Genomic DNA, 21214 nt, shown 5'->3' with positions numbered 1-21214 from the left:
CAAGACGGAAAGGCTGAAAGACTCGCCATGCGCGCCCAGTTCGTACTCTCGGAGATCGGAGTCGGTCTCCGTCGCAATCTCACGATGACCTTCGCGGTCATCGTCTCCGTGGCCCTCTCGCTCGCCCTCTTCGGCGGTGCGCTGCTCATGCGCGAGCAGGTCAGCACCATGAAGGACTTCTGGTACGACAAGGTCAACGTCTCCATCTTCCTCTGCAACAAGAACGACGCGGAGACCGACGAGAAGTGCTCCAAGGGAGCCGTCACCGCCCAGCAGAAAGAGGAGATCGAGGCCGATCTCGGCGACATGGCCGTCGTGGAGAAGGTCCACCACGAGTCGGCCGACGAGGCGTACAAGCACTACCGGGAGCAGTACGGCGACACCCCGATCGCCGCGACCATCACCCCGGACCAGATGCAGGAGTCGTTCCGGGTCAAGCTGAAGGACCCGGAGAAGTACCAGGTGGTGGCCACCGCCTTCGCGGGACGGGACGGTGTGCAGTCCGTCCAGGACCAGCGCAACATCCTGCAGAACCTCTTCGACCTGATGAACGGCATGAACGTCGCGGCGCTGTTCGTCATGGGCCTGATGCTGATCATTGCTCTGATGCTGATCGTCAACACGGTGCGCGTGTCGGCGTTCAGCCGTCGGCGTGAGACCGGCATCATGCGGCTCGTCGGGGCGTCCAGCTTCTACATCCAGATGCCGTTCATCATGGAGGCCGCCTTCGCGGGGCTGCTGGGCGGCGGTGTCGCGTGTGTCCTGCTGCTCCTCGGCCGGTACTTCCTGATCGACAACGGTCTGGCGCTCGCGAACAAGATGCAGTTGGTCAACTTCATCGGCTGGGAGGCCGTGATCACCAAGCTGCCGCTGGTGCTCGCGATCGGTCTGCTGATGCCCGCCCTTGCGGCTTTCATCGCGTTGCGCAAGTACCTCAAGGTGTGACAAGCGCCCCGGGCGTCGTACGGCCAACCGCCGTACGACGCCCTTCGCTTGTCCTAGAGTGGGCGCCATGTCGGGCCCTGAATCTCCCTTGATGCCCCGTGGATTCCGCCGCGGGGCGGCCCTCACCTTGCTTTTCGCCAGCGTCCTCGTGACCGCGTCCGCCCGGGGGCTGCTGCCCGACGGGGACGGGGAGCTGTCCTCCGCCGGCTCCGCCGCCACGGCCGTCGACAACGGCGGGTCCGACCGTGCCGAGGCCGACCGTGACGCGGTCGCCCGCGCCGCCGCCGAGGCCATGGCCGACGGCAAGTCCGCGGCGGCCGCAGCCGAGGAGGTCGTCAGCCGCAGCGGCGACCGCTGGGGCGCCGTGTACGACAAGAGGGAGTACGAGGAGTTCGCCCAGGCCCTCGACGGCTCGTACACCGGCGTCGGGCTGTGGGCCAAGCGCGCCGCCGACGGGCGGGTCGAGGTCTCCCGCGTACAGCGCGGCGGACCCGCAGAGCGGGCCGGGATCCGGGTCGGCGACCGGATCCGCGCGATCGACGGGAAGCCCATAGACGGCCGGCCGGTCAGCCAGGTCGTCGCGCTGCTGCGCGGCGATGGAAAGGGTGCGGAGCGCGGCGCGACCGCCAAGGTCGGCTCCACCGTCGCCCTCGGCCTCCAGCGCGGCGCGCACACCTGGACCGAGACGCTGCGCCGCGCCCGGCTCGCCACCGAGGCCGTGACGGTGCACCGGCTCGCCGACCACGCGGTCATGATCAAGGTGGCCGCCTTCACCAAGGGCAGCGGCGAGCGGGTGCGGGAGGCCGTCCGCAGGGCCCCCGCGGGCGCCGGTGTCCTGCTCGACCTGCGGGGCAACAGCGGCGGCCTGGTCACCGAGGCCGTCACCGCCGCCTCCGCGTTCCTCGACGGCGGCCTCGTCGCCACCTATGACGTGCACGGCGAGCAGAAGGCCCTGTACGCGGGGCCCGGCGGGGACACCGAGCGGCCCGTCGTCGCGCTCGTCGACGGCGGCACCATGAGCGCCGCCGAGCTCGTGACGGGCGCACTCCAGGACCGCGGCCGGGCGGTGACGGTCGGTTCGCGCACCTTCGGGAAGGCGTCCGTGCAGATGCCGGAGCCGCTGCCCGACGGCTCCGTCGCCGAGCTCACCGTCGGTCACTACCGCACCCCCGCCGGTCACGATCTGGACGGAAAGGGCATCACTCCCGACCTCGCGGTCAGCGAGCGGGCCGAGGAACGGGCCCGGACGGTATTGAGTGGCCTCGGCACCGGGTCGTAGTGCGAAAATGACCGCACTATGGCTAAGGAAAAAGGGCGCAAGCTGATCGCGCAGAACAAGAAGGCGCGGCACGACTACCACATCCTCGACACCTACGAGTGCGGTCTCGTGCTGATGGGGACGGAAGTGAAGTCGCTGCGTCAGGGGCGGGCCTCGCTGGCGGACGGGTTCGTCCAGATCGACGGCCACGAGGCGTGGCTACACAACGTGCACGTGCCGGAGTACAGCCAGGGCACCTGGACCAACCACAGCGCCCGGCGCAAGCGGAAGCTGCTGATGCACCGCGCCGAGATCGACAAGCTGGAGTCCAAGTCCCAGGAGACGGGGCACACGATCGTGCCGCTGGCCCTGTACTTCAAGGACGGCCGGGCGAAGGTCGAGATCGCCCTCGCCAGGGGCAAGAAGGAGTACGACAAGCGGCAGACCCTGCGGGAGAAGCAGGACCGGCGCGAGTCGGACCGGGCGATGTCGGCGGCGCGGCGGCGCCAGCGGGCCTGACCTGCCGGCCTCGCCTGGGCGCGACGCCCGGGAATAGGCTGGCACCGTCGTGCGTTGGTCACGTACGATGGGACTGCCCTCCCAGAGGGGGCACGTTTGTCAACTCAACATGGGGATGATCGGTTTCGACAGCGGATGTCGAAGCAGGGGAAGCGTGTCGAGGAAGCGGCAATGATCTCGTTAACCATATGTCGCAACCAATAATCGCCAACACCAAGCGCGATTCCTTCGCCCTCGCTGCCTAAGTAGCGACTTGCGAAGTGTCAGCCCGGGGCTGTTCCCGACCCGGATCCTGGCATCAGCTAGGGAACTAAACCTCTAGACCCGGTCACGGGGTGTAGAGGGAAATCAAACAGTGGCTGAGCCCGTCGGAGACTTGTCCGCGTGATCTCCGGGGCCGAGAAAATCGCAGCGGACTGCACACGGAGAAGCCCTGATTCCGCACCGTTGGACGCGGGTTCGATTCCCGCCATCTCCACCAGCAGTGGTCCCTGGGGGGTTACGGCCCCCAGCCCGCTCACCCCATGTGGGCGAAGGCCCGGCAGCCGTCACGGCAGCCGGGCCTTCGTCATGCCCGGCTCCGGAGTGTTCGGGCTCTTGTCGGATTGGTATGGGCCTGCGACGCTGCGTGGCGCCATCCCCCGCTTCCCATCGGCCGCTCCCTCCTCGGAGGCATGTATGCGCCACAGATTCGTCGCGGTACTCGGGCTCCTGATCGGCCTTCTCGTCCCCACCACTGCCACCACGCCGCAGGCCGCGGCCGCCACACCGCTCCAGGTGTACGGCGCCTGGCACTGCGGCGACGACTTCTGCCCTGGGGGCGCGTGCGCAGCGTCGCCGAGTTCGACTCGATGAACCACTGGCTGATCGACCGCGGTGACGGAAGGCCCTCCGTCAACCTCGTCGTCCTCAGCTTCGTCGAGCCGCTGAAGCTCCTGCACCGCACGAACGACGCCACCACGGTGAACGGGATCCCGCGGGGCATGACACCCGAGATCGTGCAGTACTTCACCTCGCACGGCATCCGCGTGATGCTCTCGGTCGGAGGCATCACCTACACCGACGAATGGGACGCGGCCCTCGCCGAGAACCCCACCCAGCTCGGGCTGAACGCGGCGGCCGTCGCCGACGAGCTCGGTGTCGGCATCGAGATCGACTACGAGCAGAACACCGACCCCGACCTGGCCGGGCTGCAGTCCTTCATCGACGCCTACCGCTCCCAGCACCCGTACGACGCCACCGGGAGCGATCCCGCGGCGCGGCTGACCATCGACACGGCGCCCGGCGACCGCTGGCTGATCGACATCAACCGCAAGGCGACCGCCGACTGGCTGCGCACGGACGCTCCCGTGCTCGACTACGCCAACGCGATGGTCCCGGCGCGCCAGCCCTCCCTCAGCAGCGCGACCGCCAACTGGCAGGAGCACGTGGACGGCAAGCCGCAGTACGCCCCGCCGGTGCCGCCGCTGGCGCCGGCCAAGTTCACGGGCGGGCTGTACATCGCCTACGGGCGCAGCCCGCTGCCCGAGTGCACGGACTTCGCGAACTCGCTGCAGAAGGCGACCGGGCCGTTGGTGCAGAACCTCGCGCCGAACGGGGCCGGGGGCGACGGCGGGGATGCTCGGCTACATGTTCTGGGCCGCCGAGAAGCCGTCCGACCGAGGGCTCGGCACCCAGCCGCCGGACAGCTGCGAGGGCGGGGGCGGCGCGGGCGCGACGGCGTACTCGGTGCCGGTCCCGATGCCGCCGCTCAGGCAGAACTAGCCGCTCGGGCAGAGTTAGCCGCTCGGGCGGAGCCAAGGGCGTGTCCGGTGCGACGCTGCCGCCGTGAGCAGGGCCACGGCGGCAGCGGTCACCGGGAGCACGTACCCGTACGCCGGGTCCGCGTGGTCCGCCGCCCAGCCGCCGGCCGCCGAGCCGGCAGCGATGCCCGCGAGCAGGGCCGTGACGGCCAGGGTCATGCCCTCGTTCAACCGGCCCGCAGGGGTGAGGCGCTGGATCACGGACATGCCCGTCACCATCGTCGGGGCCGTCGCCATCCCCGCGACCAGGAGCGCGCCCGCGAGGGCGAGCAGCGAGCCGGCCGTGGTCGCGGCGAGCAGCGGCAGGGCCATCAGGGCCGTCATCGCGGCGAGGCAGCTGCGCAGTCCCGCGCGGCGGCGGGCTCTTCCGTACACCAGTCCCGCGAGGCACGAGCCCGCGGCCTGCAACGCGAGTACGGGCCCCGCGAGGGGACCGTCCGCGAACGCGATCGTGACGACCTCCATCGCCCCGAAGACCGCGCCGGTCGCGAGGAAGACGGCGAGCATCGGGGCCATCCCGGGCGTACGGAGCGGGGAGTGCGACCGCCCCGGGGCCGGGGCGGACACCGGTGGCTCGGTGGCGCGCTGGGCGGCGAAGACCAGAACGCCCGCCAGCAGCAGGAGCGCCCCGGCGAGCGTGCCCGCCTCGGGGAAGAGCGCCGAGCACAGCAGCGCCGCAAGCACCGGGCCGAGCATGAAGCACAGCTCGTCGGCGGCCTGCTCGAAGGCGTTGGCCGTGTGGAGCGCGGCGGGGTCGCCCTTGAGGAGATGCGCCCAGCGGGCCCGGGACATCCCGCCCGTGTTGGGGATGGTGGCGGTCGCGGCGTACGCGGCGAAGAGCGTCCAGTCCGGTGCGCCGTGCCGGACGCACAGCAGCAGCGCCAGCTCGCCGAGGACGGCGACGACGGTGGCGGGGACGGCGACGCGGGCCTGGCCGTGGCGGTCGACGAGCCGGGCGGTCCACGGGGCGACGAGGGCGGTGGCCGCGAGCCCGGTCGCGGTGACGGCTCCGGCGAGCGCGTACGAATCGCGGGTACCCGCGATCATGATGAGGGCGCTCACGCCGAACATCCCCATGGGGAGACGGGCGATGAGGTTCCCGGCGGTGAAGGCCCGGGCGCCGGGGATGCGGAAGAGACGGGCGTACGGGCCGGGCGGGCGAACGGGGCCCGGCTCCTCGAATCCGGGCGCCAGGACCAGCGTCCCGCCGGACGTGGTCATCTGCGAAGTCGTCTGCGGCATGGATCAAGGTTCGGTGCCGGCGCCCGCACCGGTCCAACACCTGTTCGGCACCGATTGACGCACCCCTGTTGTAAATTCGGCGCCATGCCCCCGGTCCAGGACATCGAGCCCCGGCTGCTGCGCGCCTTCGCCACCGTCGCCGCCGAGCTCCACTTCACCCGCGCCGCCGCCCGGCTGTTCGTGGCCCAGCAGGCGCTCAGCCGCGACATCCGCCGCCTTGAGCGGGAGTTGGGCGCCGAGCTGTTCGTGCGGACCACCCGGCAGGTGACGCTCACGGCGGACGGCCGGCGGCTGCTGCCGTACGCGCGCCGGGTCCTGGACGCCCAGGACGAGCTGGCCGCGGCCTTCGCGGACACGGACCGGCCGCTGCTCGTCGACATCGGCGCCCCCGTCGGCACCGGTCACCGGGTGCTGGTGGAGACCCGACGGGCGGCCCCCGCCCTGGAGTTCGTCGCCCGCTACCTCAGCGGTCTCACCGGCGCCGCCGCCGAGCTCGTCGCCGGACGGCTCGATGTCTCCTACGGCCGGATCGCCGGTCTCGACCCGGCGCTGCGCGACGGTCTGGCCCATCAGCCGGTCCGCCACGAGCGGATGGCCGTGCTGCTGAGGGACGACCATCCCCTCGCCCCGCTGCCGGAAGTGCCGCTTCACGCCCTGGCGGGGGAGACCCTCTACGCGGGCGCGGGCAACGCGGCCACCGCCGAGTGGACGGACCTGGCCGCCCGGCTCTTCGCGGGCCGGGGGATCGCCATGGCCGCCCCCTTCCCGGAGATCACCGGCGAGGCGGAGTTCGTCCGGGTGGTGCGCAAGCAGCGCTGGTCGGTGCTGGCGAGCACGGAGTTCATCGCGGTGCCGGGCATGGTCGTACGGCCCCTGGTCGACCCCGTACCGCTGTCACCGGTCTCGCTGGTGTGGCGGCGCGGGCTGCGGCACCCCGGTCTGGACGCGCTGCGGGCGTGCGCCGCGGGGCTCGCGGCGGCGGAGGGATGGCTGGAAATCCCCCCGGGCAGCTGGCTCCCGGAGACCGACAGGGAGCTCATGCCGGACAACTGCTGATACACGCGTACGGCTCTGGTTGGCGTGCGCTACATTCGTGCTCCGGGTGCAGCGTGGTAGGGGGCGCTCGGACAGGGGTGGGGACCCGGTCCGACGGCACGTATCCGGTCGGTCGACGCGCACCCGCTTCTCCGTTCAGTGGGGGATGTGCGTACAGCAGTGGAAAATTGGCGAGAAAACGCCCGGACAGGGCACACCCATGACCCCAACGAGGTCACGGTCCAGATCGACGGCCTCGGGCGGCAGCTCTCGGAGCTCCGCACCCAGCCGAACGCCCAAGAAGGCTCCGACGGCCCCGTGTTCGTCGACGAGAGCGGCCGCCGCAGCAAGAAGTTCCGGCGCATCGGATGGATCCTGGCGCTCGCCTGCGCCGGTTACGCCGTCACCCTCGTCATCGCCCTCATCGGCGGCAACTCCAACGCGCCGTCGCTGCTGATACCCGGCGGGGCGGACGAGGAGGCCACCACGGTCGAGGTGTCGCCGGCACCGGTCTCGGATGCCTCCGCCACCGCGGCACCCGCGGAGGTCACCGGCGCCCCGTCCCCCAGCGGTGCCGCCGACCTGCCCTCGGGGGATCCGGCCGCCGCTGCGGGCGAGCCGGGCACGGACGCCCGGCCCAGCGCCTCCGCGGACGCGGCCGCCGGAGCGGACACCTCCACCGGCGCCGGGAACACGGGCGGGGCCACCGACGGCCCCCAGACCACCGCGTCCAGCACGCCCGGCACCTCCGCGGGCGACGCGGGCGGCACCGACGCAACCGGCGGTACGGGCGCGTCCGGCGGCTCCGGCGGCGAGCAGCCGTCCACCAGCCCCGCCCCCTCGACGACCCCCACGGAGACAGGGCCACCCATCGACATCCCGGGACTGCCGGGCGGCCGGCAGCTCGCCGGGGAAGGCACACCGTAAATGAGTTCCTCCGGCAGACCGGCCCGTCAGCGGCCGCGCGGCGGGCAGCCCGCCGTGCGGCGCAGACTGCCCATGCGCTATCTGCTGCCCTCGCTCTTCCTCGTCGCGCTGCTCGTGATGCTGATGCTGCGCGGGTACGTGCACAGCGAGATCCTCGCCGACCACCGCGTACGGCCCCCGGCCCCGACCGACCTGGTCCCCGAGGACATCCTGGGCGGCGGCCCGGTCGTCGACGCCCGCATCCCGGGCGCGCCCAAGGCGCTGAGCGTCCCCGACCGGAACCTGGTGCTGACCTTCGACGACGGCCCCGACCCGGTGTGGACACCGAAGGTCCTCGACAAGCTGAAGCAGTACGAGGCGCACGCCGTCTTCTTCGTGACCGGCACCATGGCCTCCCGCCACCCCGATCTGGTGGAGCGGATGGTCAGGGAGGGCCACGAGGTGGGGCTGCACACCTTCAACCACCCCGATCTGGCCTTCCAGACGCAGCGCCGCATCGACTGGGAGCTCTCGCAGAACCAGCTGGCGCTCGCCGGGGCCGCAGGCATCCGGACCTCCCTGTTCCGCCCGCCGTACTCGTCGTTCTCGGCCGCGCTGGACAACAAGTCCTGGCCGGTCACGGAGTACATCGGCAGCCGCGGCTACATCACGGCGTTCAACGACACCGACAGCGAGGACTGGAAGCGCCCCGGAGCCGAGGCGATCATCAAGCGCGCGACGCCGCAGGGCACCAAGGGCTCGATCGTGCTGATGCACGACTCCGGCGGCGACCGCTCGCAGACCGTGGCCGCGCTGGACCGCTTCCTGCCGCAGATGCAGCAGCGCGGCTACCGGTTCGTCCATCTCACCGAGGCGCTCGGCGCCCCCAGCGCCCACACCCCCGTCACCGGGGTCGAACTGTGGAAGGGCAGGGCCTGGGTCGCGGCGGTCGCCGTGTCGGAGAAGACCACCAGTGCCCTGACCGTCGGCCTCGCCGTGATCGGCGTCCTCGTCCTCGCCCGCTTCGGACTGATGCTGCTGCTCTCCTTCGGGCACGCGCGCAAGGTACGCGGCCGCCGCTTCCGCTGGGGTCCGGCGGTCACCGAACCGGTGACGGTGCTCGTGCCCGCGTACAACGAGAAGGAGTGCATCGAGAACACGGTGCGCTCGCTCATGGAGAGCGACCATCCGATCGAGGTCATCGTCATCGACGACGGCTCGACCGACGGCACCGCGGACCTCGTCGACGACATGTGGCTGCCCAGCGTCCGGGTCGTCCGGCAGACCAACGGGGGCAAGCCCGCCGCCCTCAACAACGGGATCCGCAACGCCCGTCACGACATCATCGTGATGATGGACGGCGACACGGTCTTCGAGCCGTCCACCGTCCGCGAGCTCGTCCAGCCCTTCGGCGACCCGAGCGTCGGCGCGGTCGCCGGAAACGCCAAGGTCGGCAACCGCGACTCCCTCATCGGGGCCTGGCAGCACATCGAGTACGTGATGGGCTTCAACCTCGACCGCCGGATGTACGACGTGCTGCGCTGCATGCCCACCATCCCGGGCGCGGTCGGCGCCTTCAGGCGCCAGGCGCTGGACCGGGTCGGCGGCATGAGCGACGACACCCTCGCCGAGGACACCGACATCACCATGGCGATCCACCGCGACGGCTGGCGCGTCGTCTACGCGGAGCGGGCGCGCGCCTGGACCGAGGCTCCCGAGTCCGTGCAGCAGCTGTGGTCCCAGCGCTACCGCTGGTCGTACGGCACCATGCAGGCCATTTGGAAGCACCGCAGGTCCCTGATCGAGAGCGGCCCTTCCGGCCGCTTCGGCCGGGTCGGACTGCCGCTGGTCTCCCTCTTCATGGTGCTGTTCCCGCTGCTCGCCCCGCTGATCGACGTCTTCCTCCTGTACGGACTGGTCTTCGGACCCACCCAGAAGACCGTCGCGGCCTGGCTCGGCGTCCTCGCCGTCCAGGCGGTGTGCGCCGCGTACGCGTTCCGGCTCGACAAGGAGCGCATGGTGCACCTGATCTCGCTGCCCCTCCAGCAGATCCTCTACCGCCAGCTCATGTACGTGGTGCTGCTCCAGTCCTGGATCACCGCGCTCACCGGCGGCCGGCTGCGCTGGCAGAAGCTGCGCAGGACGGGCGTGGTCGAGGCGCCCGGGGCGATACCGGCTCCGCGGCGCGGCAGCGATGACCGGAGGCCCGTCGCGTGACGACCGGAACGACCGCAGCCCCCTCCGCCCGTCACAGGGCGGAGCCTCCCGAGCCCGGTCCCGCCCCGGGCCGGGACCGCTACTTCGACCTGCTGCGCGCGATCGCGCTCTTCCGGGTCGTCCTCTACCACCTGGTCGGCTGGGCCTGGCTGCCGCTGGTCTTCCCGTCCATGGGCGTCATGTTCGCGCTGGCGGGCAATCTGATGGCCCGCTCCCTCAAGCGCCCCGCGGTCCAGGTGGTCCGGGGCCGGATGCGGCGACTGCTGCCGCCGCTGTGGGTGCTCGGCGCGGTCGGTGTGACGGGCATGGTGCTCCAGGGCTGGGGGCCCGACGCGGAAGGCCACCCCGGCTGGTGGTGGACGCATCTGCTGTTCTGGATCGTCCCGGTCAGCGACCCGCCCTACGCCGCCGAGGGGCTCACGGGCGTACCGGGCCTGCTGGGCGGAGCCTGGGCCGAGGACCTCGCGGGCCCGCTCTGGTACATCCGCGCGTACCTCTGGTACGTCCTGCTCTCCCCGTTCCTGCTGCGGGCCCTGCGGAAGGCGCCCCTGGTGACGCTCGTGGCGCCGCTCGCGCTCTCCGCCGTCCTCGCCGCCGAGGTCCTGTCCCTGCCCGAGCGGATCGACTCCGCCCTCACCGACTTCAGCACCTTCGGCGCCTGCTGGCTCCTCGGCATGGCCCACCAGGAAGGCGTCCTGCGCCGTCTGCCGCGCTACATCGTCCCGTCGGTCGCCCCCGTGGTCATGGCCGGCGGCCTGTGGTGGGCCGTGCACGAGGGCTTCCGCACCGGCTTCGACCTCGACAGCATCCCGGTGGCACAGGCCCTGTGGTCGTTCGGGGCCGTGCTCCTGCTGCTCCACCTCAGCCCCTCCTGGTCCGCATGGCCGCCGCGGCTGCGCGCCTGGGACAGCACCGTCACCCTGCTCAACTCGCGGGCGGTCACGGTCTATCTGTGGAGCAACGTGTGCATCCTCATGGCCGCGACGCTCTGGGACCAGCTCTGGGACATCGGGTTCCTGGAGGACCGGTTCTCCTGGCTGCTGGACAGCTGGGTGCCGGTGCTGGTGCTCGCCTGGGCGCTGATCGCGGGGTGCATCGTGCTCTTCGGCTGGGCGGAGGACCTCGCCGCCAGGCGCAGGCCCCGGCTGTGGCCGAACGGCGACGCACCGCGTGCGAAGAGGCGCTCACAGCAGCCCTGACCCCCGGGTGAGAGCAAGGTTCCACGCCGGTCACGTCGCACCACAGGGCTGAAACCCGTCGTCCCTAGCGTCGGCCGCACTACCCGACGCAGCTAGGGAGGCGGCCATGGCCGGCAGGTGGATCGAGCGGTGGGACCCGGAGGACGAACTCTTCTGGAAGGAGCAGGGGGAGCGGATCGCCCGGCGGAATCTGGCCTTCTCCGTCCTGTCCGAGCACATCGGGTTCTCGGTCTGGACCCTGTGGTCGGTCATGGTCCTGTTCATGGGGCCGGAGTACGGGGTGGACCCGGCCGGGAAGTTCTTCCTCATCGGCACCGCGACCCTGGTCGGCGCGGTCATCCGGGTGCCGTACACCTTCGCCGTCGCGCGGTTCGGCGGGCGGAACTGGACCGTCTTCAGCGCGCTGCTCCTGCTCCTGCCGACCGGGGCCGCGTACCTGGTGATGGAGCCCGGCACCTCGTACGGGACGTTCCTGGCGGTCGCGGCGCTCACCGGGGTCGGCGGCGGGAACTTCGCCTCGTCCATGACGAACATCAACTCCTTCTTCCCGCTGCGGAAGAAGGGCTGGGCGCTGGGGCTCAACGCGGGCGGCGGCAACATCGGCGTGCCCGTGGTGCAGCTCGTCGGACTGCTGGTCATCGGTGTCGCGGGCGCCGCGCACCCGCGGGTCGTGCTCGGGGTCTACATCCCGCTGATCGCGATCGCCGCGCTCTGCGCCGCGCTGTTCATGGACAACCTCGCACCCGTGAGGAACGACACCGGGGCGGCGAAGGAGGCCGTCAGGGACGCACACACCTGGATCATGTCGTTCCTCTACATCGGGACGTTCGGGTCCTTCATCGGCTACAGCTTCGCCTTCGGGCTGGTGCTCCAGACCCAGTTCGGACGCACCCCGCTGCAGGCCGCGTCGCTCACCTTCGCCGGGCCGCTGCTCGGCTCGCTCATCAGGCCGGTCGGCGGATGGCTGGCGGACCGCTTCGGCGGGGCGAGGATCACGCTGTGGACGTTCGCCGCGATGGCCGGGGCCACGGGCGTCGTCGTCCACGCGTCCATGGCCGAATCGCTCACGGTGTTCCTCGTCGGCTTCATCGCCCTGTTCGTCCTCAGCGGCCTCGGCAACGGGTCCACGTACAAGATGATCCCCGGCATCTTCCAGGCCAAGGCGCTGGCCAAGGGCATGATGGGCGAGACGGCGGAGGCGTACGGACGCAGGCTGTCCGGCGCCTCGATGGGGCTGATCGGCGCGGTCGGCGCGCTCGGCGGACTCGCCATCAACCTGGCCTTCCGGCAGTCGTTCCTGACGGCCGGGACGGGGACGAGCGCGTTCGTCGCCTTCCTCCTCTGCTACGGGGTGTGCTTCGCGGTCACCTGGGCGGTATACCTTCGCCGCCCCGGGGCCGCCCCCGCACCGGCCGCCACCTCCGAGACGAAGCCGCAGCTCAGCTATGCCGAAGTGTGATGCGCTCATGCCGAACTGTGATGCGCTGTGAGCCGGCGCGCCTCCCGTAACGACGAGGAAACGCACGCGAACCGAGCCCGTCATGCTCCCTTGCCAGGCTCGGACGGCATGTACGACGAACAGCACGGCACCCCCACCGTCGGCCCGCTCTCCGGCTTCACCGTGGGGGTCACGGCGGCCCGGCGCGCCGACGAACTGGGCGCGCTGCTCCAGCGACGCGGCGCGGCCGTGCTGCACGCCCCCGCCCTGCGGATCGTGCCGCTCGCGGACGACGGCGAACTCCTCGCGGCGACCAAGGAGCTCATCGCCCAGGCCCCGGACGTCGTCGTCGCCACGACGGCGATCGGCTTCCGCGGGTGGGTGGAGGCGGCGGACGGCTGGGGCTGCGGCGAAGAACTCCTCGCCTGCCTGCGCGGCGTCGAACTCCTCGCGCGCGGGCCCAAGGTGAAGGGCGCGATCAGGGCGGCCGGGCTGACCGAGGAGTGGTCGCCGGCCTCCGAGTCGATGGCGGAGGTGCTGGACCGGCTCCTCGCGGAGGGCGTTGCAGGCCGGCGCATCGCCCTCCAGCTGCACGGGGAGCCGCTGCCGGGCTTCGTGGAGGCGCTGCGGGCCGGGGGCGCGGAGGTCGTCGTCGTACCGGTCTACCGCTGGATGCCGCCTGAGGACGTGGCCCCGCTGGACCGGCTGCTGGACGCGACGGTGGCGCGCTCGCTCGACGCGCTGACCTTCACCAGCGCACCGGCCGCGGCGTCGCTGTTCTCGCGCGCCGAGCAACGCGGGATGCTCCCGCGGCTGCTGGACGCGCTCGGACACGACGTCATGGCCGCGTGCGTCGGCCCGGTGACCGCGCTGCCGCTCCAGTCGCGCGGCCTCGACACGATCCAGCCGGAGCGCTTCCGGCTGGGCCCGCTCGTCCAGCTGCTGTGCGTCGAACTCCCCTCGCGCGCCCGCAGCCTGCCGCTCGCGGGCCGGCGGGTGGAGATCCGGGGCCACGCGGTCCTCGTCGACGGTGAGCTGCGCCCCGTCCCGCCCGCCGGCATGTCCCTCCTCAACGCCCTGGCCCGCCGCCCCGGCTGGGTCGTCTCCCGTGCCGACCTGCTCCGCGCGCTGCCGGGCGCGGGCCGCGACGAGCACGCCGTGGAGACGGCGATGGCCCGGCTCCGTGCGGCACTCGGCGCGCCGAACCTCATCCAGACCGTGGTGAAGCGGGGCTACCGGCTGGCGCTGGACCCGGCGGTGGACACGAAGTACGCGGACGCGTAGAGCGGTTGGGGACCCTGCCGTCAGGCGAGGACCTCGATGGTGCAGCGTGCGGCCTTGCAGCGGCTGAGCCGGGCGTCGCCCGTGATCAGCGGGCAGCTGAAGGTCTCGGCTGCCGCGATGTACGCGGCGTCGTAGCCGGAGACGTTCTGACGCAGCTCCCACATGCGGGGCAGCAGCCGCTGCACGGCGACCGTCTCCAGCGCGACCTGGCACAGGGCTTCAACCGCCGCGTCCGCGCGCGAGGGCGTGATCTTGCCGCCGAGCAGCCGTCCCCGGACTGAGTGAAAGGTCTCGACGACGAGGTGGTCCGGCGCCGCCCAGTGAGTGTCCCGCATGAGCCGCGCGCGGGTGGCCTTGCCTGCTGTGCCGTCACCGGTCAGGGCTTCGGTGAGTGCGGAGGCGTCGACGACGATCAACGTTCGCGCTGCGCTCGTGCGGCCTCGATCTCCGCGGCGGTCTCGGCCGCCGTGCTGCAGGCGCCGTCGGCGCGGTTCTCGAAGCTGCGAAGCAAGGCGATGTTGTTCGCCCGCTGCGCCTCGGCCGTGACGAGCGACAGGAGATATGCCTGCAAGGACTGGCCCAGCTGCTGGGCTCGACCGGCCAGTATGTCGCGGACTTCGACCGGTACATCACGAATCTGCAATGCCACCATGCATGCATTGTGCATGTGCGAGGTGTCGAGGGCAAGCCGGAGGGGTTCCGGTCGCCCGGCCGCACGGGCACTCTGAACCCATGGCCATGGGTATGGGCGCGTACGAGTGGCGGGAGTGGCGGTTCGAGGCCGGGCGGGTCTGCCTGGATCTCGTGGCGGCGGCGCCGGAGCGGCCGGAGCTGCTCGCCGGCTGGTTGAAGGGATCCGGGCTGCTGCCTCCCGGCACGCCCCTCGACGCGGTGGCCGTGAGCTGGATTCCGCCATTTCGCGAACTCGGCGACTGCGTGGCCCGGTTGGTCCACGCGGAGCTGGAGGGCAGGACCGACGACGGCGCCCTGGTCCGGCTCAACCGCCTTGCCGCCGAGGCCGCTCCGCCCGCCCCTCGCGCCGTACGCGGCGACGACGGCACCCTCGTGCGCGCCCCGCTCGACCCGCCCCGCCGCGACGAACTCCTCGCCGCCGTCGCGCGCGACGCCGTGGAGCTGCTCACCGACCCCGTCACCCGCGCCAGGCTGCGTCGTTGCGAGGGCGACAACTGCCCGCGCGTGTACGTCGACACCTCGCGGGGGCGGCGGCGCCGCTGGTGCTCCAGCGAGGTGTGCGGCAACCGCGAACGGGTGGCCAGGCACCGGCGCCGCGCCGGAACTCGCCGCTCCGGATAAAGGATTCCGAAAGTTTTCCCGGCCGCGTTGAGCACAACGGCGCGCGCCTCCGTACTGATGCGAGACAGGGAAGCAGTCAGACATCAGACAGGGTCTCGACCGGGAGGTTCAGGTGCGCAAGGATGCCGCCGTGGCCGATGACCGTTCAGGGCAGGCCCGGCATCGAGCCGTTGCACCGCGCACCAGCACTCCCGTCCCGGACGAGGAGCTGATGCGCGCGCTGTATCAGGAGCACGCCGGACCCCTCCTCGCCTACGTTCTGCGCCTCGTCGCCGGTGACCGCCAGCGGGCCGAGGACGTGGTTCAGGAGACGCTCATCCGTGCCTGGAAGAACGCCGGTCAGCTCAATCGGGCCACCGGTTCTGTCCGACCCTGGCTGGTGACGGTCGCACGCCGCATCGTCATCGACGGTCACCGCAGCCGGCAGGCCCGGCCGCAGGAGGTCGATCCGTCGCCGCTGGAGGTCATGCCCGCGGAGGACGAGATCGACAAGGCGTTGTGGCTGATGACGCTTTCGGATGCGCTCGACGATTTGACCCCGGCGCACAGGGAAGTACTCGTCGAGACGTACTTCAAGGGGCGTACGGTCAATGAGGCCGCCGAAACGCTCGGCATACCCAGCGGGACCGTGCGGTCCCGTGTTTTCTACGCACTGCGTTCCATGAAGCTCGCTCTGGAGGAGAGGGGGGTCACGGCATGAACAGGCAGGATCCGTACGGGCAGTTCGGACAGTACGGACAGCCCGAGGAAGGTTCCGTCCACGAAACCGTCGGGGCGTACGTCCTCGGCATCCTGGACGATGCGGAAGCCACCGCCTTCGAGGCGCACCTCGCGGGCTGCGACATCTGCGCGGCCCACCTCGAGGAGTTCGCGGGCATGGAACCGATGCTCGCCATGCTCGCCGAGCCCTCCGCGGAGCAGGTGCCGGGACAGCAGGCGCCCGGACAGCAGGTGCCGGGGCAGCGGTCAGGACCGCCGGTGCCGGGCGCCCTGCCGTTCGAGAGCAGGATCATGGAACCCCCGCCCCGGACGGCTGCCGCCGCCGCTGCCGCGCCGGTGACCCCGACCCCGACCGCGTCCAGCCCGCAGCTGCTGGACCGGCTCGTCGGCGAGGTCGCCGTCAAGCGCGCCCGCAAGCGCCGCCGCAGCATGTACATGATCGCGGCATCCGCGGTGCTGATCATCGGCGGCCCGGCCGTCGCGGTGGTCGTCACCCAGGACGACGCCAGCGCGGGCAATGTCGCGGGGCCTCACCCGACCAGCCCCGCCGAGGACGCCTTCTTCCACCATATGGAGGAGAAGGTCCAGGCCACGGACGCGACCACCAAGGTCAGCGCGACCGTCGGGATGGAGCGCAAGGGCTGGGGCACCCACACGGTCCTGGAGCTCAAGAACGTCACGGGCCCGCTCAAGTGCAACCTGATCGCCGTCTCCAAGACCGGCGAGGAGGAGGTCGTCACCTCCTGGGCGGTCCCCAAGTGGGGTTACGGCATCCCGAACAGCACGCACGAGTCGGCGAAGAACCCGCTGTACGTGCACGGCGGCGCGGCCATGGAGCGGAACGACATCGATCACTTCGAGGTCCGCACCTTCGACGGCAGGCGGCTGGTGGAGGTCGACGCCTGACACTCCCCGCCACCGGTCGGGCACGGACCGATCACGCCGCCTGACACGAGCGGCCCCCTTCGCGTACGGTTGACGGCTGCCCAGTGCACGTCAGAAGGGGGCCCCGGTGGCCGCGCAGGAAGCCGCTGTCGACACGGTCCGGGACCGTGAGATCGGCGTCGAGCAGGAACATCTGGACCAGGTGTACCGACGTCTCGAGGAGAAGATCCACGAGGCGGAGTTCCTGATGGAGGACGCCGCCAAACGCGGTCAGGTCGGCACGCCCGGCGCGCTCGCCGAACGGGACGCCCAGGTGTTCCGGGCGGGGGTCCACCTCAACCGGCTCAACAACGAGTTCGAGGACTTCCTCTTCGGCCGTATCGACCTGCTGCGCGGCAAGGACGGTGTGAAGGGCCCCGACGGGGCGTACACCTCGGTCGAGCCCGCCGACGACGCCGTACGGGACGACAACACCGCCGAGATCGCGGAGACCCTCCACATCGGCCGCATCGGCGTCCTCGACGCCGACTACGCGCCGCTGGTCATCGACTGGCGTGCGCCGGCCGCCGCGCCCTTCTACCGCTCGACCCCGGTCGACCCCGGCCGGGTGGTGCGCCGCCGGGTCATCCGCTCCAAGGGCCGCAGGGTCCTCGGCGTCGAGGACGACCTGATGCGCCCGGAGCTGACGGCCCGCCTCGGCGGCGCCGAGCTGCCCGTCATCGGCGACGGCGCGCTGATGGCCGCGCTCGGCCAGGCCCGTACCCACACCATGCGGGACATCGTGGCCTCCATCCAGGCCGAGCAGGACGTCGTCATCCGAGCCCCCGCCGCCTCCGTGACCTACGTCGAGGGCGGCCCCGGCACCGGGAAGACGGCGGTCGCCCTGCACCGCGCCGCGTACCTGCTCTACCAGGACCGGCGGCGGTACGCGGGCGGCATCCTCGTCGTCTCGCCCACGCCACTGCTCGTCGCGTACACCGAGGGGGTCCTGCCGTCCCTCGGCGAGGAGGGCCAGGTCGCGATCCGCGCGGTCGGCTCCCTGGTCGACGGCGCGGAGGCGACGGCGTACGACGATCCGGCCGTCGCCCGGATCAAGGGCTCCTCGCGGATGCTGAAGGTGCTGCGCAAGGCCGCGCGCGGTGCCCTGGAGCTGGGGGAGGCGCCCGAGCGGCTGAGGGTCGTGGCCTTCGGGCGGCGTCTGGAGCTGGAGAGCGAGGAGCTCCAGCGGATCCGCCATGCCGTGCTGGGCGGCACCACGCCCGTGAACCTGCTGCGGCCGCGCGCCCGCCGGCTGCTGCTGGACGCGCTGTACGCGCAGTCCGGCGCCGCGACCCGGCACACCGACCCCGAGCTCGCCGCCGAGCTGCGGTCGTCCTTCGACGAGGACGTGGCGTCCGAGGACCCGTTCATCGTGTTCCTCGACGCCTGGTGGCCCGAGCTCACGCCACGGGGTGTCCTCGAGGCGATGGCCGACGAGCGGCGGCTCGGCCGCTGGGCGCGGCGGATCCTCAACCCCGGCGAGGTGCGCAGAGTCGCCCGCAGCCTCAGACGCGAGGGCCTGACCGTGCACGATGTGGCGCTCCTCGACGAGCTGCAGATGCTGCTCGGCACCCCGGCGCGCCCGAGGAGGAAGCGCGAGCTCGACCCGCTGGACCAGCTCACCGGTCTGGAGGAGCTGATGCCGCAGCGCGAGGAGACCCAGCGGGAGCGGGCCGAGCGGCTGGCGGCGGAGCGCGTCGAGTACGCCCACGTGATCGTCGACGAGGCCCAGGACCTCACCCCCATGCAGTGGCGCATGGTGGGCCGGCGCGGCCGCCACGCCACCTGGACGGTCGTGGGCGACCCGGCCCAGTCCTCCTGGCCCGACCCGGACGAGGCGGCGGAGGCCCGCGACGAGGCGCTGGGCACCCGTCCGCGGCGCCGTTTCGAGCTGACCGTGAACTACCGCAACCCCTCCGAGATCGCCGAGCTCGCCTCCCGCGTCCTCGCCCTGGCGATGCCCGGGATGCGGGCCCCGCACGCGGTCCGGTCGACCGGCGTACGGCCGCGGTTCACGGTCGTACGGGACGACCTCGAGCTGACGGTCCGGGAGGAGGCCAGACGGCTGCTGGACCAGGTCGACGGGACGGTCGGCGTCGTGGTCGCGATGCGCCGGCGCGCCGAGGCGGCGCGCTGGCTGGCGGGGCTCGGCGACCGGGTGGTGGCGCTGGGTTCGCTGGAGGCCAAGGGCCTGGAGTACGACGCGACCGTCGTCGTGTCGCCCGCGGAGATCGCCGACGAAAGTTCCGCAGGACTGCGGGTGCTGTACGTGGCGCTGACCCGTGCGACCCGGCAGCTCACGGTGGTCTCGGGCAAGGCGGACGAGCCGGACGCCGGCGGCGTTCCCGATCTGCTGAGAAGCTGACTCCATGGACGAGGAGACGGAGCGGGTGCCGGCGGCCGCCGACGCGCACGTCGCCGAGCTGGGACGCAGGACCTGCGCGCTGCTTCTGGCCGAGTTCCCGGACGCGGTCGTCACGGCGGACGAGGACCGTGTCGGCTTCGGCACCGACGCCGGATCCAAGGGGCTGCCGCCCGACGACCTGGACCGTCCCGGTCTGCGGCGGCTCGTCGCGGCGGCGCCGGCCGCCCGCGGCAGCTGAGAACAGGTCCGTTCGGGGTCAACTCGCCGTACGGGGAATCACCTTCCAGGACTCTTTGTTAGCCTGGCTGTGGCACCGGCTCGATCCAAGCCCCCGGGCCCAACCTTCGTCCCTCAGAGGGACCACTTGCCGCGAGGCGAGCATGGCGGGTCGGTGCCACTCAGTTCGTGCGGCAGAGGTCCGTGTCACCCCTTGGGTGGCACGGACCTCTTCTGTTTTCCGGCAGGTTCTCGTATGGTGGAAAAAGTTTTCCGAAACCAAAACGACCACTATTACCAGCTACTGGCTGGTAGGTGCGACCATCGGATGGCCCCGCCCGGCCGCTGCCGGGCGATGCAGCAATGAAGCTAGGGAAAGCAGAGGAACTCGGCCATGGCAACGGCGCCCAGCGTCTCGTACTCGATGACGGTCCGGCTGGAGGTGCCCGCGAGCGGAACCGCGGTGTCCCAGCTCACCACGGCTGTCGAGTCCTCCGGCGGTTCGGTCACCGGTCTCGACGTCACGGCGTCCGGCCACGAGAAGCTGCGTATCGACGTCACCATCGCGGCCACGTCGACGACGCACGCCGACGAGATCGTCGGAAAGCTCAGCTCCATCGAGGGCGTCGTCCTCGGCAAGGTCTCCGACCGTACGTTCCTGATGCACCTCGGCGGCAAGATCGAGATGCAGTCCAAGCACCCCATCCGCAACCGTGACGACCTCTCCATGGTCTACACGCCGGGTGTGGCCCGCGTCTGCATGGCGATCGCCGAGAACCCCGAGGACGCCCGCCGCCTCACCATCAAACGCAACTCCGTCGCAGTCGTGACGGACGGCTCCGCCGTCCTCGGCCTCGGCAACATCGGCCCGAAGGCCGCACTGCCCGTCATGGAGGGCAAGGCGGCCCTCTTCAAGCGCTTCGCCGGTATCGACGCCTGGCCGCTGTGCCTGGACACCCAGGACACCGACGCGATCGTCGAGATCGTCAAGGCGATCGCCCCCGGCTTCGCCGGCATCAATCTGGAGGACATCTCCGCGCCCCGCTGCTTCGAGATCGAGGCGCGGCTCCGCGAGGCCCTCGACATCCCCGTCTTCCACGACGACCAGCACGGCACCGCGATCGTCGTGCTCGCCGCGCTCACCAACGCGCTCCGCGTGGTGGGCAAGGCAGTTGGGGACGTACGCGTCGTCATGTCCGGCGCCGGCGCCGCCGGTACGGCCATCCTGAAGCTGCTCCTGGCTGCGGGCGTCAAGCACGCCGTCGTCGCCGACATCCACGGCGTCGTGCACGCGGGGCGCGCCGACCTCGTGGACGCCGCGCCCGGCACGCCACTGCGCTGGATCGCCGACAACACCAACCCCGAGGGCGTCACCGGCACCCTCAAGGAGGCCGTGCGCGGCGCCGACGTCTTCATCGGTGTCTCCGCGCCGAACGTGCTCGGCGCGGAGGACGTCGCGGCGATGGCGGAGGACGCCATCGTGTTCGCGCTCGCGAATCCGGACCCCGAGGTGGACCCGGCAATCGCTCGCCAGACGGCCGCAGTTGTCGCCACCGGCCGCTCCGACTTCCCCAACCAGATCAACAACGTGCTGGTCTTCCCGGGTGTCTTCCGCGGGCTCCTCGACGCACAGTCCCGTACGGTGAACACGGAAATGATGCTCGCGGCGGCCACGGCCCTCGCGGACGTCGTCACCGAGGACGAGCTCAACCCGAACTACATCATTCCGTCCGTCTTCAACGACAAGGTGGCGGGTGCGGTCGCGGGTGCCGTGCGCGACGCCGCGAGGGCGGCCGGCGCGGGCGTGACGGTGAACACGTCGGTCTGACC

21 protein-coding genes and 1 other RNA gene are annotated in these 21214 nt (G+C 71.5%); 17 read left to right on the top strand and 5 right to left on the bottom strand.

What is annotated here, in order from left to right; genetic code table 11:
• Window positions 1–27: 27 nt before the first annotated feature.
• From ftsX to ssrA, 4 genes are all read left to right on the top strand, one after another.
• Complete coding sequence (gene ftsX / locus KK483_RS12915; protein WP_262005378.1) at window positions 28–945, top strand: permease-like cell division protein FtsX; 918 nt, start codon at window positions 28–30, stop codon at window positions 943–945.
• A 67-nt stretch (window positions 946–1012) separates the two neighbouring features.
• Complete coding sequence (locus KK483_RS12910) at window positions 1013–2224, top strand: S41 family peptidase (protein WP_262005377.1); 1212 nt, start codon at window positions 1013–1015, stop codon at window positions 2222–2224.
• A gap of 18 nt (window positions 2225–2242) precedes the next feature.
• Entirely contained in the window at window positions 2243–2722 is a 480-nt protein-coding gene (smpB, locus tag KK483_RS12905) for an SsrA-binding protein SmpB (RefSeq protein ID WP_262005376.1), read from the top strand.
• A gap of 111 nt (window positions 2723–2833) precedes the next feature.
• Window positions 2834–3203: a transfer-messenger RNA gene (gene ssrA, locus KK483_RS12900) on the top strand.
• A 67-nt stretch (window positions 3204–3270) separates the two neighbouring features.
• On the opposite strand, the gene KK483_RS12895 is transcribed toward ssrA, so the two are convergent.
• A complete protein-coding gene (locus KK483_RS12895; RefSeq protein ID WP_262005375.1) occupies window positions 3271–3948 on the bottom strand; it encodes a hypothetical protein in 678 nt (225 codons plus the stop codon).
• Window positions 3933–4061: a hypothetical protein gene (locus KK483_RS12890; protein WP_262005374.1), complete on the bottom strand. Its 129-nt coding sequence runs from the start codon at window positions 4059–4061 to the stop codon at window positions 3933–3935. The genes KK483_RS12895 and KK483_RS12890 overlap by 16 nt, the downstream gene beginning before the upstream one ends.
• 290 nt (window positions 4062–4351) lie before the next feature.
• Here KK483_RS12890 and KK483_RS12885 point away from each other — a divergent pair, with 290 nt between their 5' ends.
• Window positions 4352–4486 (top strand): hypothetical protein, encoded by a 135-nt coding sequence (locus KK483_RS12885; protein WP_262005373.1) that lies wholly within the window; start codon window positions 4352–4354, stop codon window positions 4484–4486.
• A 14-nt stretch (window positions 4487–4500) separates the two neighbouring features.
• Here the strand turns inward: KK483_RS12885 and KK483_RS12880 are convergent, their stop codons facing one another.
• Window positions 4501–5766 carry an MFS transporter gene (locus tag KK483_RS12880; protein ID WP_399013988.1) on the bottom strand — a complete coding sequence of 422 codons (1266 nt, stop codon included), beginning with the start codon at window positions 5764–5766 and terminating at the stop codon, window positions 4501–4503.
• Between the two features lie 84 nt (window positions 5767–5850).
• Here KK483_RS12880 and KK483_RS12875 point away from each other — a divergent pair, with 84 nt between their 5' ends.
• The 6 genes from KK483_RS12875 (at window position 5851) to KK483_RS12850 (ending at window position 13845) form a co-directional block, all read left to right on the top strand.
• Window positions 5851–6822 carry a LysR family transcriptional regulator gene (locus tag KK483_RS12875; RefSeq protein ID WP_262005372.1) on the top strand — a complete coding sequence of 324 codons (972 nt, stop codon included), beginning with the start codon at window positions 5851–5853 and terminating at the stop codon, window positions 6820–6822.
• Window positions 6823–6981: 159 nt separating this feature from the next.
• Window positions 6982–7728 carry a hypothetical protein gene (locus KK483_RS12870; RefSeq protein WP_262005371.1) on the top strand — a complete coding sequence of 249 codons (747 nt, stop codon included), beginning with the start codon at window positions 6982–6984 and terminating at the stop codon, window positions 7726–7728.
• Between the two features lie 72 nt (window positions 7729–7800).
• Window positions 7801–9924 (top strand): bifunctional polysaccharide deacetylase/glycosyltransferase family 2 protein, encoded by a 2124-nt coding sequence (locus tag KK483_RS12865; RefSeq protein WP_262009458.1) that lies wholly within the window; start codon window positions 7801–7803, stop codon window positions 9922–9924.
• Entirely contained in the window at window positions 9921–11123 is a 1203-nt protein-coding gene (locus tag KK483_RS12860) for an acyltransferase (protein WP_262005370.1), read from the top strand. Before KK483_RS12865 ends, KK483_RS12860 begins: the two co-directional genes overlap by 4 nt.
• A gap of 106 nt (window positions 11124–11229) precedes the next feature.
• On the top strand, window positions 11230–12582 hold the full coding sequence (locus tag KK483_RS12855; RefSeq protein ID WP_262005369.1) for a NarK/NasA family nitrate transporter: 1353 nt from the start codon (window positions 11230–11232) through the stop codon (window positions 12580–12582).
• A gap of 108 nt (window positions 12583–12690) precedes the next feature.
• The gene (locus KK483_RS12850) at window positions 12691–13845 is read left to right on the top strand and encodes a uroporphyrinogen-III synthase (protein WP_262005368.1); all 1155 of its coding nucleotides are present in this window, start codon (window positions 12691–12693) and stop codon (window positions 13843–13845) included.
• Between the two features lie 20 nt (window positions 13846–13865).
• On the opposite strand, the gene KK483_RS12845 is transcribed toward KK483_RS12850, so the two are convergent.
• Complete coding sequence (locus KK483_RS12845; protein ID WP_262005367.1) at window positions 13866–14261, bottom strand: type II toxin-antitoxin system VapC family toxin; 396 nt, start codon at window positions 14259–14261, stop codon at window positions 13866–13868.
• Window positions 14258–14497 (bottom strand): hypothetical protein, encoded by a 240-nt coding sequence (locus tag KK483_RS12840; RefSeq protein ID WP_262005366.1) that lies wholly within the window; start codon window positions 14495–14497, stop codon window positions 14258–14260. The genes KK483_RS12845 and KK483_RS12840 overlap by 4 nt, the downstream gene beginning before the upstream one ends.
• An 80-nt stretch (window positions 14498–14577) precedes the next feature.
• Between KK483_RS12840 and KK483_RS12835 the strand changes: the two genes are divergently transcribed.
• From KK483_RS12835 to KK483_RS12810, 6 genes are all read left to right on the top strand, one after another.
• Window positions 14578–15159 carry an ABATE domain-containing protein gene (locus KK483_RS12835; RefSeq protein ID WP_262005365.1) on the top strand — a complete coding sequence of 194 codons (582 nt, stop codon included), beginning with the start codon at window positions 14578–14580 and terminating at the stop codon, window positions 15157–15159.
• Between the two features lie 112 nt (window positions 15160–15271).
• The gene (locus tag KK483_RS12830; protein ID WP_242337160.1) at window positions 15272–15859 is read left to right on the top strand and encodes a sigma-70 family RNA polymerase sigma factor; all 588 of its coding nucleotides are present in this window, start codon (window positions 15272–15274) and stop codon (window positions 15857–15859) included.
• The gene (locus KK483_RS12825) at window positions 15856–16785 is read left to right on the top strand and encodes an anti-sigma factor (protein ID WP_262005364.1); all 930 of its coding nucleotides are present in this window, start codon (window positions 15856–15858) and stop codon (window positions 16783–16785) included. The genes KK483_RS12830 and KK483_RS12825 overlap by 4 nt, the downstream gene beginning before the upstream one ends.
• Window positions 16786–16891: 106 nt before the next feature.
• Window positions 16892–19168, top strand: coding sequence for a UvrD-helicase domain-containing protein (locus tag KK483_RS12820; protein ID WP_262005363.1), 2277 nt, complete (start codon window positions 16892–16894; stop codon window positions 19166–19168).
• A gap of 4 nt (window positions 19169–19172) precedes the next feature.
• The gene (locus KK483_RS12815; protein ID WP_262005362.1) at window positions 19173–19406 is read left to right on the top strand and encodes a hypothetical protein; all 234 of its coding nucleotides are present in this window, start codon (window positions 19173–19175) and stop codon (window positions 19404–19406) included.
• A 372-nt stretch (window positions 19407–19778) separates the two neighbouring features.
• A complete protein-coding gene (locus KK483_RS12810; RefSeq protein ID WP_262005361.1) occupies window positions 19779–21212 on the top strand; it encodes an NAD-dependent malic enzyme in 1434 nt (477 codons plus the stop codon).
• Window positions 21213–21214: the final 2 nt, after the last annotated feature.

The organism is Streptomyces sp. FIT100 (assembly GCF_024584805.1).
GTDB lineage: Bacteria > Actinomycetota > Actinomycetes > Streptomycetales > Streptomycetaceae > Streptomyces.
The sequence above is the reverse complement of the archived record's forward strand: the minus strand, read 5'-3'. Positions and strand labels throughout refer to the sequence as shown.